The sequence below is a fragment of the Massilia sp. CFBP9012 genome (assembly GCF_034045115.1).
Classification (GTDB): Bacteria; Pseudomonadota; Gammaproteobacteria; order Burkholderiales; family Burkholderiaceae_D; genus Telluria.
Genome location: NZ_JAXCWM010000008.1, coordinates 64,145 through 77,200, shown reverse-complemented (window position 1 = coordinate 77,200; position 13,056 = coordinate 64,145). Strand labels below are relative to the sequence as shown.

At 65.6% G+C, this 13,056-nt stretch carries 9 protein-coding genes; 6 read left to right on the top strand and 3 right to left on the bottom strand.

The window, feature by feature from the left end:
• The first annotated feature begins 6 nt into the window (after positions 1 to 6).
• Genes pflA through SOM61_RS14660 form a run of 3 tightly spaced genes read left to right on the top strand, consistent with a single transcriptional unit; the run spans position 7 to position 3,309 of the window.
• The gene (pflA, locus tag SOM61_RS14670; protein ID WP_320474764.1) at positions 7 to 873 is read left to right on the top strand and encodes a pyruvate formate-lyase-activating protein; all 867 of its coding nucleotides are present in this window, start codon (positions 7 to 9) and stop codon (positions 871 to 873) included.
• Between the two features lie 10 nt (positions 874 to 883).
• A complete protein-coding gene (locus SOM61_RS14665) occupies positions 884 to 2,464 on the top strand; it encodes an aspartate:alanine exchanger family transporter (protein WP_320474763.1) in 1,581 nt (526 codons plus the stop codon).
• The gene (locus SOM61_RS14660; RefSeq protein ID WP_320474762.1) at positions 2,461 to 3,309 is read left to right on the top strand and encodes a formate/nitrite transporter family protein; all 849 of its coding nucleotides are present in this window, start codon (positions 2,461 to 2,463) and stop codon (positions 3,307 to 3,309) included. The genes SOM61_RS14665 and SOM61_RS14660 overlap by 4 nt, the downstream gene beginning before the upstream one ends.
• Here the strand turns inward: SOM61_RS14660 and SOM61_RS14655 are convergent.
• On the bottom strand, positions 3,290 to 6,199 hold the full coding sequence (locus SOM61_RS14655; RefSeq protein WP_320474761.1) for a M16 family metallopeptidase: 2,910 nt from the start codon (positions 6,197 to 6,199) through the stop codon (positions 3,290 to 3,292). The genes SOM61_RS14660 and SOM61_RS14655 overlap by 20 nt on opposite strands.
• Positions 6,200 to 6,303: 104 nt before the next feature.
• Positions 6,304 to 8,994, bottom strand: a complete 2,691-nt coding sequence (locus SOM61_RS14650; RefSeq protein WP_320474760.1) for a two-component system response regulator — start codon at positions 8,992 to 8,994, stop codon at positions 6,304 to 6,306.
• A gap of 329 nt (positions 8,995 to 9,323) precedes the next feature.
• Here SOM61_RS14650 and ribBA point away from each other — a divergent pair, with 329 nt between their 5' ends.
• The 3 genes from ribBA to nusB are packed head-to-tail and all read left to right on the top strand — an operon-like array spanning position 9,324 to position 11,438.
• Entirely contained in the window at positions 9,324 to 10,436 is a 1,113-nt protein-coding gene (gene ribBA / locus SOM61_RS14645) for a bifunctional 3,4-dihydroxy-2-butanone-4-phosphate synthase/GTP cyclohydrolase II (RefSeq protein WP_320474759.1), read from the top strand.
• 32 nt (positions 10,437 to 10,468) lie between these two features.
• On the top strand, positions 10,469 to 10,948 hold the full coding sequence (gene ribH, locus SOM61_RS14640) for a 6,7-dimethyl-8-ribityllumazine synthase (RefSeq protein WP_005671273.1): 480 nt from the start codon (positions 10,469 to 10,471) through the stop codon (positions 10,946 to 10,948).
• A 19-nt stretch (positions 10,949 to 10,967) separates the two neighbouring features.
• The gene (gene nusB, locus SOM61_RS14635; RefSeq protein ID WP_320474758.1) at positions 10,968 to 11,438 is read left to right on the top strand and encodes a transcription antitermination factor NusB; all 471 of its coding nucleotides are present in this window, start codon (positions 10,968 to 10,970) and stop codon (positions 11,436 to 11,438) included.
• Between the two features lie 290 nt (positions 11,439 to 11,728).
• Here the strand turns inward: nusB and SOM61_RS14630 are convergent, their stop codons facing one another.
• Positions 11,729 to 12,580 carry a transglycosylase SLT domain-containing protein gene (locus SOM61_RS14630; protein ID WP_320474757.1) on the bottom strand — a complete coding sequence of 284 codons (852 nt, stop codon included), beginning with the start codon at positions 12,578 to 12,580 and terminating at the stop codon, positions 11,729 to 11,731.
• Positions 12,581 to 13,056 lie beyond the last annotated feature (476 nt).

The window sequence follows — 13,056 nt, the reverse complement described above, 5'->3', positions numbered from 1 at the left end:
GCCAGCATGAGTCACCACCATCAATCCTTGTCCGGCAGCCGCTACGAACTGCACCTGACCCGCGATGGCGCGGACGAGGTCAAGGCGCACCATTTCTACGCCATCCAGCCGGGCGATCTCGAAGAGGAGGAAGACCGGGACGAAGACATGGTCGGCTACGTGCACTCGTGGGAGGTGGGCAGCACGGTGGACGGCCCGGGGCTGCGCTTCGTCGCCTTCCTGTCCGGGTGCCTGCTGCGCTGCCAGTACTGCCATAACCCGGACACCTGGCACAAGCTCAACGGCCGCCCGGTCACGTTGGGGCGCAGCCTGCACGAGATCGCGAAGTACGCACAGGTGCTCAAGGCCAGCCACGGCGGCATCACGCTGTCCGGCGGCGAACCGATGGTGCAGAAGGCCTTCATGATGCAGGTCTTCCGGCGCTGCAAGGCGCTCGGCCTGCATACCTGCGTCGACACCGCGGGCCGGCTGGGCGCGCGCCTGTCCGACGACGACCTGATGCAGATCGACCTGAACCTGCTCGACATTAAATCCGGCGATCCGGCCATCTATGAAAAGGTGACGCGCCACCCGCTGCAACCAACGCTCGACTATGCCCGGCGCCTGTCCGAACTGGGGCGTCCGGTATGGGTGCGCTTCGTGCTCGCGCCGGGCCTGACCGACGCCTGGGACAACGTCGAAAAAGTGGCCGACATCGCCGCCGGGATACGCTCGCTCGAGAGGGTGGAAATCCTGCGCTTTCACCAGATGGGCCGCGACAAGTGGCACCGGCTCGGCCTCGACTACACGCTGGAAAACGTCGAACCGCCGGCGCCGGAACTGACGGAGCGGGTGCGCGCGCAGTTCCGCAGCCGCGGGCTGACGGTGTACTGAGGGGACGACCATGGAATTCATTAAAAACTTGCTCGAGCAGCAGCCGCTGGTGGCGCTGTTCCTCGTCATTGCGATCGGCTACCTGGCCGGAGAAATCAATATCAAGGGATTCTCGCTGGGCGCTGGTGCGGTGCTGTTCGTCGCGCTGGCCGTCGGCTGGTTCGCGCCGCAGTCGGCGCCGTCGCCCATGGTCGGGACCTTGGGCCTGGCGATGTTCCTGTATGCCATCGGCATCCAGTACGGCAAGCAGTTCTTCATCGGCTTGAGCAGCATGAAGGGGCTCAAGGCGAACGTCATGGCGCTCACCGGCGTGGCGCTGGCGGGCGCGGTGAGCGTGCTGTTCATCGGGCTCGTCACGCCTGGCCATGCGCTGGGCCTGTTCGCTGGCGCGGGCACCAGCACCGCTACACTGCAGGCCGCCATGACCACGCTCGGCAACAACGATGCGGCGGTGGGCTACTCGGTCGCCTATCCGTTCGGCGTGGCAGTCCCGATCCTGATCCTGTACCTGACTTTCCTGATCATGAAGCCGAAGGTCGAGCAGAAAAGCGCCAACCTGGAACTGCTCGAGATCGCCCTGCGCAATCCACAGCACATCGGCCGCAAACTGGGTGAAGTGATGACCACGCTGCCGGCCGGCATCCAGATCGTCGCCCTGCGGCACCAGCATCACAATCTGCCAGCCTCGCCCGACATTATCCTGGGCGCCGACGATGTGGTGCTCGCCATCGGTCCCGACCAGGAAACCCTCGACCGCGTGCGCATCGACCTGGGCGAGGCGGCGCCCGGCCGCATCAGCGCGGACCGCAGCGACATCGACTATATCCGCCTGTTCGCTTCGAAGCCGGCGGTGATCGGCCACCGGCTCGGCGAACTCGCGCTGCCGGGCGGCCCGGGTTCGCTGGTGGTGCATGTGCGGCGCGGCGACGCCGACATGCTCCCCGCGCGCGACCTGGTGCTCGAGCCCGGGGACCGGGTCGGGGTGTTTGCCCACCGCGATCAGTTCGCGGCGCTGCGCAAGTATTTCGGCGACTCGATCAAGGCCACGGCCGAATTGAGCTATATCTCGATCGGCCTGGGCATGGCGCTGGGCCTCATCATCGGCCTGGTCAGCGTCACCATGCCGGGACTGGGCAAGGTCAGCTTCGGCCTGGCCGGGGTGCTGATCGCGGCGCTGGTGCTGGGCAAGCTGCGCCGCACCGGTCGCGTGAACTGGACCATCCCGCTGCCGGCCAACCTGGTCATGCGCAACCTCGGACTGACCCTGTTCCTGGCCCAGGTCGGCATGTCGGCAGGCCCCAAGTTCGCCGCCACGGTCTCGGCCACCGGCTTCCTGATGCTGGGCCTGGCCACGGTCGCCGTGCTGGCCCTGGTGCTGCCGGTCCTGTTGATGGGGCTCTTCATGTTCAAGATGCCTTACGACGAGGTGGCCGGCATCGTCGCCGGCGCCACCGGCAATCCGGCGATCGTCGCCTATGCCAACAAGCTGGCGCCGACCGACCAGCCCGACGTCGGCTACGCCATGATCTTCCCGGGCATGACGATCGTGAAGATCTTGTTCGTCAATTTGATTCCGGCGCTCCTGTTATGAACGAGCGCAGCCGAGCTGCCGACGAGGCGCTGGCGCCGCTGTTTGCCTTCGACGCCTATTCGCCCCAGGAAGTCGCCGCCCTCGTCAGGCAAAGTGGGGTCAAGAAGGCGGGCCTGCCGCTGCTGCCGCAAGTGATGCTCGCCATCCTGGCCGGCGCCTTCATCGGACTGGGCGCGCTGTATTACGTCCTCGTCCGTTCCGATCCCACGCTCGGCTTCGCGGCCAGGCAGGTGCTGGGTGGCGGCGTGTTCTGCCTCGGGCTCGTCATGGTAGTGATCGCGGGGGCCGAGCTTTTCACCGGTAATAATCTGCTGGTGATGGCCAGGGCACACGGGTTGATCACGACCGGCCAGGTGCTGCGCAACTGGACCATCGTCCTGTGCGGCAACCTGGTCGGGGCGGTCGGGCTGGCCGTGCTGGTCCACCTGGCAGGTCAGGCTGCGATGAACGATGGCGCGGTCGGCGACACCTACCTGGCGATCGCCGCCGGCAAGGCCGGGCTGCCGTTCTGGACCGCGTTTTTCAGGGGTGTGCTGTGCAACGCGCTGGTGTGCCTCGGGGTATGGATGAGCATGGCGGGGCGCAGCGTGATCGACAAAGTGGTCGTGCTGATCTTCCCCATCTCCGCCTTCATCGCCGCCGGCTTCGAGCACAGCGTCGCCAACCTGTACTTCTTTGCGATGGCGCTGCTGCTCGAAGGCGGGGCGGATGCGGCGCTGGCAGCCGGCATGGCACGCAACCTCGCCGCCGTCGTGCTGGGCAATGCCGTCGGCGGCGGCGTGCTGGTCGGGCTGGTGTACTACCTCATCTACGTCAGGGGCTTGACTAGCGGGAGGCGTTCCTAGTGCCCGCACCCGGTGCGCTGGCTACCTTGGCCGCCGCCTGCGTTTCCGGATTGAGCACCACCTGCACGTAGTTGTTCGTGTTGAAGTAACGGCGCGCCGCCGTCCTGATGTCTTCCGCCGTCAGGGCCTGCACCTGCTTCTCCACCGAGAGGATCGAGGCCGGATCGGTGCCCTCGGTCAGTGCCGACTGCAGGTTCGCCACCCAGTAGCCGTTCTCGCGCAGCGAGCGCCGGTGGTTCTGGATCCAGCCGGTCTTGACCTTGTCCAGCTCCGCCGCGTCCGGGCCGTGTTCCTGCAGGCGCGCGATTTCGGCGAAGGTCGCGGCGATCACCTTGTCCACGTGTTCCGGTCCGGTCGGCAGGCTGATGCCGACCGAGTAGTTCCCGTATGGGATCTTGCTCAGGGTGCCGCTGGCGCCGCCGCCATAGATCATCGCCATCTTCTCGCGCAGTACCTCGATGATGCGCAGATTGGTCACTTCGATCAGCGCCGACAGGCGCAGCTGCTCGGCTTCGGTGAATTCGGCCGGGCCGGTGAAGTTGAGCGCGATGCTGCTCTTCGGTTCCGACCCGCTGCGCACCTCGCGCTTGACCACGCCGGTGGCCGGGCGCAGGCCGACGTCGCGGAAGGCGACCGGGATGTCGGGCGTGGGCAGGGTGCCGAGATAGGTCGCCAGCAGTGGCCGGATCTTTTGCTCGTCGAAGCTGCCGACGAGGATGAAGGTCAGGTCCTTGGCGCTCGAGAAGCGCTGGCGGAAGATGTCGATGCTGCGGTCCAGGTCGATCTTGGCGTATTCCTCGGCATCGAGCGTGCGCGGTGCGCGCGGGTGGTTGTTGTACAGGGCCGCCACCAGCGCGTCGTTGAAGTAGCGTCCCGGCAGGCCGCTCTGGTTGCGCGCGATCTCGGCCTGCTTGTCGATGTAGGCGTGGAACAGCCCTTCGTCGCGGCGCACATCGGCGAACTTCAGCCACAAGAGCTGCAGCATGGTCTCGATGTCGGTGGCGCCAGACGCGCCCGCGATCACGTCGCTATAGCTGCCCAGGCCCACGGTCACGCCGGCCGCCTTGCCGGCCAGGATCTTGCGCATGTCGAGCGGAGAAAAGTCCTTCACGCCCATGCTGGCCACGATCGCGTTCGAGAAGCGCGCATTGAGGATGTCGCCGTCCGGGAACAGGCTCTGGCCGCCGGGACGGGCCGCGCTCAGCATCACCTGGTCGTTGCGGAAGTCGGTGGGCTTGAGGATCACCTTGACCCCGTTCGACAGGGTCAGGCGCGTCAGGCCCAGCGCCTTGTCGTGCTGCTCGGCGGTGATCTTGCCCGGCTGCGCCGGCCGTTCCATCAGGCGCGTCGCCAGCAGTTTTTCGTCGTGCCGCTCCACCGGCTGGCGCGCGGCCTCGCTGACCGCCGCCAGCAGCTGCGCGCCGGTCGGCGCGTCGGCTTGCTGGTCGCCTTTGCTGACGCCCGTGTACAGCACCAGCTTGCCCGAATCCGCCGGGATCGTGCGCTGTGCGTAATCGTTCATTTCGGCGACCGAAATGCCCGGCACCAGCTGCTGTACGTAGCGCCACTCGGTCTCGATGCCGGGGATCGCTTCGTCCTGCAGGAAGTTGCGGATGTATTCGGCGGCATAGGTCGCCGAGTCGCTTTTGGCGCGCTCGAGCCAAGCCTGCTCGTAGGTGCGCATCAGGTTTTTCTTGGCCCGCTCGAGCTCCTGCTCGCCGAAGCCGTGCTGGCGCGCGCGTTCGTTTTCCTGGACCAGGGCCGTGATCGCCGGCAGGGCGCCGCGCGGGCCGATGGCGGCCGACGAGTTGTAGGAATGGTAGCGCGGCGTCAGCTTGCCGAGCGAGCTGCCCGCGCCCAGGTAGGGCGCGTCGGGCAGCTGGGCCAATTCCGCCAGGCGCTGGTTGAGCATGGTCCCGAACAGCGATTGCACCAGTTCTTCGCGGTAGGCGCCGATGGTGCCCAGCTCGCGCACCGGCTGCACCGGGTAGCGGATCAGGACCGCATTGCCGTTGGCTTCCGGGTCGGTCACGACCAGCGCCTCGGTATCGGCGCGCGCCGGAATGGCGGCGTAGTCTCGTGGGCGCGGATTGGCCGGGTTCTTCAGGCGCGCGAAATGCTGTTTGACGAGCTTCTCGGCGCGCGCCGGGTCGACGTCGCCGACCACCACCACCGCCATCAGGTCGGGGCGGTACCAGTCGCGGTAGAAGCGCTTGAGGGTCTCCGGCTTGAAATTACGCAGCACGTCCTCTCGGCCGATTGGCAGCCGTTCGGCATACTTCGAGCCGTTGAACAGGCGCGGATAGATCTCTTTGCCCATGCGATCCGAGGCGCCTTTGCCGAGGCGCAGCTCTTCCAGCACGATGCCGCGCTCCTTCTCGATGGCATCGGCATCGAAGCGCACGCCATGGGCCCAGTCTTCGAGTACCTGGAAGGCCTTGCTCACGTGTTCCGGCTTGTCGGTCGGGATCGGGAGGATGTAGACGGTTTCGTCGAACGAGGTGTACGCGTTCAGGTCGGCGCCGAAGCCCACGCCGATCGACTGCAGATAGGACACCAGCTCGTGCTTGCGGAAGTTGGTGGTGCCGTTGAAGGCCATGTGCTCGACGAAGTGGGCCAGGCCGCGCTGGTCTTCATCCTCGAGGATCGAGCCGGCCTTGACCACCAGCCGCAGTTCGAGCTTGCGTTCGGGGCGCGCATTGCGCTGGATGTAGTAGGTGAGGCCGTTGTCCAGTTTCCCGACCTTGACTTGCGGGCCGACCGGGATGGGCGATTCCATCTGCAGCGTCGGCGCCTGGGCTGCCTGCGGCGCGCTCTGCGCAAGCGGGGACAGGCCCAGTATCGCGGCCAGCGCCATCAACGGCAGGCCGCGTACGAAGTTGTTGCTCATTCAATGGTTCCCGAAAGACTTGGTTATTGCATTCTACATGGCGCGAGGGCTGGCACGGATGAGCTTAAGTCTGCGCTAAACCTGGTGCCGAACCCGCGCTTGTTTCAGAGGATGACCCGCCCTTTCGCCAGCAGCTGGGCCATCTCGAAGGCCGGCACCGGCCGCCCGTACAGATAGCCCTGCAGGACGTCACAGCCGAGGGAGCCGAGAAAATCGCGCTGGCCGACCGTTTCCACGCCTTCGGCCACCACCGCCAGCGACAGGCCCTGGGCCAGGGCGATCGTGGCCTGGGCGATGGCGGCGCTGCGCTGCTCGGTGGCGATATTGCGCACGAAGGTCTGGTCGATCTTGAGTTTATCGAGCGGGAAGCGCGACAGGTAGCCGAGCGACGAGTAGCCGGTGCCGAAGTCGTCCAGCGACAGCGAGACCCCCATCGCGCGCAGCTCGGCCATCTGGGCCTCGGCCGCGACGCTGTCGCCCAGCATCACGCTTTCGGTCAGCTCGACCTCGAGCCATTGTGCTTCCAGGCCGCTGTCCTGCAACGCGGTGCGCACGACCTGGGCCACGCTGCCGGCCTTGAACTGGCTGGCCGAGACATTGACCGCCACCCGTACCGGGCCCAGGCCGGCGTTTTGCCAGGCCTTGTTCTGGAAGCAGGCCTGGCGGATCACCCATTCGCCGATCGGGTGGATCAGGCCCGTGTCCTCGGCCAGCGGGATGAAGTCGGCGGGCGAGACCGACCCGATCTCGTCGCTGCGCCAGCGCAGCAGCGCTTCCATGCCGACCACGCGGCCATCCAGGCGCGAGACCTGCGGCTGATAGTGCAGCGACAGCTCGTCGCGCTCGATCGCGCGTCGCAGGCGCGTCTCCAGCGCCAGCCAGCGCAGCGCCTCGGCGTTCATCTCGCCCTTGAAGAACCTGAAGCCGTTGCGGCCCGATTCCTTCACCAGGGTCAACGCGGCGTCGGCCGCTTTCAGCAGGTCGCCCGGGACGTCGCCGTCGCGCGGATAGACGCTGATGCCGATGCTGCCGGTGACCACCACGTCGTGCTCGCCGACCAGCAGCGGCTGGGACACGGCTTCCATCAGGCGCTGGGCGCAATAGATCACGTCGTCGGTGTCGTCGAAGCTGGTCAGCAGCAGCACGAATTCGTCGCCCGACAGGCGCGCCACGGTGTCGGTGGCGCCGGCCACCGCGCCGGCGCGGTGCGCCACCTCGCGCAGCACGGCGTCGCCGGCCGCGTGGCCCAGGCTATCGTTGATGCGCGACAGGCGGTCGACGTTAAACAGCAGCAGCGCCACCTGGGTCGCGTCCTTGCGCGCGGCGGCCAGCGCCTGCTGCATGCGGTCGTTGAACAGCGAGCGGTTCGGCAGCAGGGTCAGTGCGTCGTGGTTCGACAAGAAATCCAGCTGGTGGTGGGCCGCCTTGAGGGCCGACAGGTCGGTCGACACCGATACATAGGCCGTGATCCTGCCATCGTCGTCGCGCACCGCGCTCAGGCTGGTGCGTTCGGGGTAGATCTCGCCGTTCTTGCGGCGGTTCCAGACTTCGCCGCGCCACTGGCCATCCCGTTCCAGGCAGTCCCACATCGCGCGGTAGAAGGCGGGGTCGTGGCGCCCCGAGCGCAGCATGGCCGGGCTGCGCCCGAGCACCTCGGCTTCGCGGTAGCCCGTGATTTCCTCGAAGGCCGGATTGACGGCGACGATCCTGGCGTCGGCGTCGGTCATCAGGATCGCTTCCTGCGTGCTGTCGAACACCTGGCGCGCCAGTTCCAGCCGGTGCTCGCTGTCGCGCAGGGCGGCGTCGGAATCGGCGCGCGCCAGCGCCTCGAGCTGCAGCTGGGCGGCGTGGCGTTGCACGACTTCGTACAGGTTCAGGTTTTCGTAGGCCACCGCCAGCTGGGCCGCCAGGGCCGTGGCCCAGCGTTCTTCTTCGTCCGAGAACGGCGCCGCGCCGACCCGGCGCGTGCAATACAGCCAGCCGAGCGGATGCTGCAGGTCGTGCACCTGCAGGCCGAGCAGGTGGCCGACCTCGGGGTGGTGCTGGGGCAGTGTGGCCAGCAGGGCGTCGTCGCCGTCCAGGCGCAGCGGGGCGCGGGCGCGCAGCAGCACGCCGGGCAGGTCTTGCTCGTTCAGCGCGCAGGCATCGAGCAGGCCGCTTTCCACGCCATGGGTGGCCAGGTGGCGCACGGTGCACTCGGTGCTGGCCAGCAGGCACAGGGCGACGCAATCGGCGTCCAGCACGCGCCGCGCGGCGTCCACGAAGGCATCAGCCAGGGCCTCGACGCGGCGCTCGCCCACCAGCATCATGCACATGCGCTCCAGCTCGGACAGGCGCGCGCACAGGTCGAACGGCAGGTCGCGGTCGTGCTCGCGGCCGGAAGGCAGCGCCGGCGCCGGCGCGCCCTGCACCACGCCCAGTTCGGCAGCCACGGCTTCGAGGATACGCTGCGGTTCGGAAGGCTTGCCCAATACCGTGGTCACGCCGCAGCGCGCCGCCATGGCCATCGTCTCGCGCTCCGAATAGACGGCCGAGAAGAAGATGACGCGGGTCGCGCGCAGGGCAGGATCGGCGCGCAGCTGCTGGACGAACTCGTAGCCGTCCATGGTCGGCATCAGGATGTCGGTGATGATCAGCTCGGGGCGCTCGGCGCGCGTGATGGCGAGCGCGCGGGCGCCGTCCTCGGCTTCGAGGATCCGGTGCTCGGTATAGCCGAGCAGGGCGCCGAGATAGCTGCGGTTGCTCGGCCGGTCGTCGACGATCAGGATCGTGGCCATCAGCGCCGCCCTTTGCATGGGGCGGCGCCTGGATGGCTGGCGTGGACGGCTACCGGCATGGCAACTCCAAAAAATGGCCCGCACCGCCTGGACGGGCACGGTAAAGATGTCTTAATAATAATCCAGTTGTGTGTGGACACAGTACGATGTTGCACCTGAAAACATCGAGCTTAACAATTTAAAGCCGCAAAATCACTAGTTGTTGCTCAATCGTAACGCCAGTTGACGCGACAAGGCGGCTGTGCTGCCGAATTGGGGAGAGGCAGGGGCCGACAATGCGGTTGAAAGCCTGTAAATCCATTAAAATAGCGGATTACGCATAACTCTCCCGTTTCAAGGAATCCCGTATGTCTATTTCCAGCACCGAGGACATCGTTGCCGAACTGCGCGCCGGCCGCATGGTCATCCTGGTCGACGAGGAAGATCGCGAGAACGAAGGCGACCTCGTGCTTGCAGCCGACTTCGTCACGCCCGAGGCGATCAACTTCATGATCCGCCATGCGCGCGGCCTGGTCTGCCTGACCCTGTCCGAGGAAATCTGCGACCGCCTGGCGCTGCCGATGATGACCTCGCGTAACGGCACCTCGTTCGGCACCAATTTCACCGTGTCGATCGAAGCGGCCGAAGGCGTCACCACCGGCATCTCGGCGGCCGACCGCGCGCGCACCATCCAGGTGGCGGTGAACAAGGGCACGACCCCGGACGACCTGGTGCAGCCGGGCCATATCTTCCCGCTGCGCGCCCAGAAGGGCGGCGTCCTGATGCGCGCCGGGCATACCGAAGCGGGTTGCGACCTGACCCATATGGCGGGCCTGACCCCGGCCTCGGTGATCTGCGAGATCATCAAGGAAGACGGCACCATGGCGCGCCTGCCCGACCTGATCGAGTTCGCGAAAGAGCATAAGCTCAAGATCGGCACCATCGCCGACCTGATCCACTACCGCAGCCAGAACGAGTGCCTGGTCGAGCGCGTGGCCGAGCGTACGCTGTCGACCGAGGCCGGTGAGTTCCAGCTGGTCGCCTTCCGCGACGCGCCGAGCGGCAGCGCCCACCTGGCCCTGGTCCACGGCGAGCTGTCGCCTGAGAAGGAAGCGCTGGTGCGCGTGCACCAGCCGGTGTCGATCCTCGACCTGCTCGAGAACCGCGCTACCACCCACTCGTGGGACATGGCCTCGGCCATGAAGACGATCAAGGCCAGCGACGCCGGTGTGATCGTGCTGCTCAACTGCGGCGAAAGCGCAGACCAATTGTTCGCCCAGCTGGCGCCGCAGGACGGCAAGACCAGCCGCGCCGGCGCACGCGCCGCGTCGATGGACTTGCGCACCTACGGCATCGGCGCCCAGATCCTGCGCGCCCTGGGCGTGGGCAAGATGCAGCTGCTGGCCAATCCGCGCAAGATGCCGTCGATGACCGGTTTCGACCTGGAAGTGACCGGCTACGTACCGCGCCCGGAAGCCTGAACAATCAACCAATCAACAAGAAGAGGTCAGCCATGACGGTAGGAACTTTTGAAAGCAATCTGCAGGGCGAAGACCTGCGTATCGGTATCGTGCAGGCCCGTTTCAACGCCGACGTGGGCCACGGCCTGCTGTCGTCCTGCCTGGCTGAACTCAAGCGCCTGGGCGTGGCCGACGAAGACATCCTGCACGTGACCGTGCCGGGCGCGCTCGAAGTTCCGCTGGCGCTGCAGCGCATGGCTGTCACCGAGCAGTTCGACGCGCTGATCGCCCTGGGCGCGGTGATCCGCGGCGAAACCTACCACTTCGAGCTGGTGTCGAACGAATCGGGCGCCGGCATCACCCGCATCGGCCTCGACTACGGCATCCCGATCGCCAACGCGATCCTGACCACCGAGACCGACGAGCAGGCCGAGGTCCGCATGGCCGAGAAGGGCGGCGACGCCGCACGCGTCGCGGTCGAAATGGCCAACCTCCTGATGGCGCTGGACGAGCTGGTGCCAGAGGACGAATAACAGTAAAGGCAAGAAAACAATGACTGACAAGAGTACGCACGCCAACCCGAGCAAGAACCGCACGCCGCGCCACCGCGCGCGCGAGTTCGCGCTCCAGGGTCTGTACCAATGGCTGCTGAATAATGAACCGGCGCGGGTGGTCTCGACCAATATCCGCGGCGCCCACGGCTTCGACAAGGCCGACAGCGAGTTCTTCTCGGCGCTGCTCAATGGCGCGATCGGCACTTCGGTCGAGCTGCGCGAGTCGATCGCCCCGCTGATCGACCGCTCGATCGCCGAACTGTCGCCAATCGAGCACGCGGTGCTGCTGCTGGGCGCCTACGAGCTGAAGAACCATCCCGAGATTCCGTACCGCGTCGTGATCAACGAGGCGGTCGAATTGACCAAGTCGTTCGGCGGGATCGATGGGCACAAGTATGTCAATGGCGTGCTGGATAAATTGGCGTCGCGCATGCGGCCGGATGAAGTGGCGGCGAACGAGCGTCGCTGATCGTTTTGCTTTCAGCTTGACGAGAAAAAGCCACCGTGCGCGAGCAGGTGGCTTTTTTGTTGGGGGTGTGGTTTGCGGCGGGCTTGGGTTCCCGCCTGCGCGGGAACGACGTGCTTACGTACGTGTTCGAAGTCGCGTCAATGGCTGTTCGACCGACCCAATCAACGTCGTTCCCGCGCAGGCGGGAACCCAAGTCGCTTGCACAACCCACAGCGCTAACTATATATATATAGCGCAAACGCAAAAACCACCGCCTCAGCGGTGGCATCCAGGGAACTCCCCTCGTAACCTTACAGCCCGGCCAGCGGCTCCACATTCGGCACGTGCGCGCCGGTGGTGGAGGCGGTGGTGGTTTCCTGCAGCGGCTTCGCTTCAGGCTTGGCCGTGTCGGATTCGGTCTGCTTGGCGGCGACGATGGTCACCGGCGCCGGCGTCACGCGTGGGGTGCGCACCGGGACGTTCTGGCCTTTCGAGACCTTCTTGAGCAAACGGTACTCGGTCAGCACCTTGTGACCATAGCCCGAGTCGGTGTCGAAGTTGGCTGCGCCGACGTAGGTTTTCAGGCCGCCTTCGACCGAGCCGGTACGCTTGACGTAGTCCTTCAGGATCAGGGCGCCGACACGGATGTTGGCGACCGGATTCAGGGCCGCCTGCGGGCCGCCCACGTCCTCGAACTTGTCGTGATGGACCTTGGCCATGACCTGCATCAGGCCCTTGGCGCCCATCGCGCTTTCGGCGAACGGGTTCAGGCCCGATTCGATCGCCATCACCGCCAGGATCAGCAGCGGATCGAGTTTCAGCTCGTGCGCCGTCAGATAGGCGGTCGAGACCAGCATATTGGCGGCATCGCCGGCGACGCGATAACGCTTCGACAGCCAGGTGGTGACGTATTGCTGCTGCTTGCTGTCACCCAGCATGGCATGCGAATCGCGCAGGTGCGTCGTTTCGACGGCAACTGCTTCGGCCACGGCCTTTGGCGTGGGCGCGACGATTGCCACCGGCTCTGCAGCGGCGACGACGACTGGCTGCGGATGCAGCATTTCAGAAACGCGCTTGGCGAAACTGTCATTGGTGTACAGCAGCGCCAGCATGGCAACTGCGGTCAGACCGAATACGGTCAGGGTAGTGCGGGCGGTTTTCATGAAACCGCTTGCCGTTTTGCTCACGGAAGACCACGTGATTGGCTGGCTGGCCATGGATTGCACGAGCCTTGCGCTCGTGGTTAAACGATGAAACATCGAATTTTCCCCTTGTCGCGGCGAAAAGAATCCCGTCGTGTCGCTGTGAGCGAAACGCAGAATGTGTTTGCCGTGCATCAGAAAATCGTTTGTCGCCGCGACGCGGCCGACTAACGCCGTCATTGCTTTGCTTCAGCTGGCTGCTAACCCGTAGGGCAGGGACCAGTGGCTCAACAACTGTCTCGGGGGATATGGGCAGACGCCCAAAAAGAAAACACTCCTTAAAATGTCGTGTGGGGCCCCGACCCCGTGAATGCATGAGAACAGCTAAAATTGTGGCAAAAAAGGTAAGGCCGTCTCATCAAGTAGGACGGATTGTAGGGGCGGACCTTATATCAAGTCAACCCTAGCACGCCTGTCTCTTATTACTTTTGGTTCTG

Coding starts and splice junctions, on each gene's coding strand:
- ribH (WP_005671273.1), top strand. CDS start 10,469: ATGACGGTAGGAACTTTTGAAAGCAATCTGCAGGGCGAAGACCTGCGT.
- pflA (WP_320474764.1), top strand. CDS start 7: ATGAGTCACCACCATCAATCCTTGTCCGGCAGCCGCTACGAACTGCAC.
- SOM61_RS14665 (WP_320474763.1), top strand. CDS start 884: ATGGAATTCATTAAAAACTTGCTCGAGCAGCAGCCGCTGGTGGCGCTG.
- SOM61_RS14660 (WP_320474762.1), top strand. CDS start 2,461: ATGAACGAGCGCAGCCGAGCTGCCGACGAGGCGCTGGCGCCGCTGTTT.
- SOM61_RS14650 (WP_320474760.1), bottom strand. CDS start 8,994: ATGCAAAGGGCGGCGCTGATGGCCACGATCCTGATCGTCGACGACCGG.
- SOM61_RS14655 (WP_320474761.1), bottom strand. CDS start 6,199: ATGAGCAACAACTTCGTACGCGGCCTGCCGTTGATGGCGCTGGCCGCG.
- ribBA (WP_320474759.1), top strand. CDS start 9,324: ATGTCTATTTCCAGCACCGAGGACATCGTTGCCGAACTGCGCGCCGGC.
- SOM61_RS14630 (WP_320474757.1), bottom strand. CDS start 12,580: ATGAAAACCGCCCGCACTACCCTGACCGTATTCGGTCTGACCGCAGTT.
- nusB (WP_320474758.1), top strand. CDS start 10,968: ATGACTGACAAGAGTACGCACGCCAACCCGAGCAAGAACCGCACGCCG.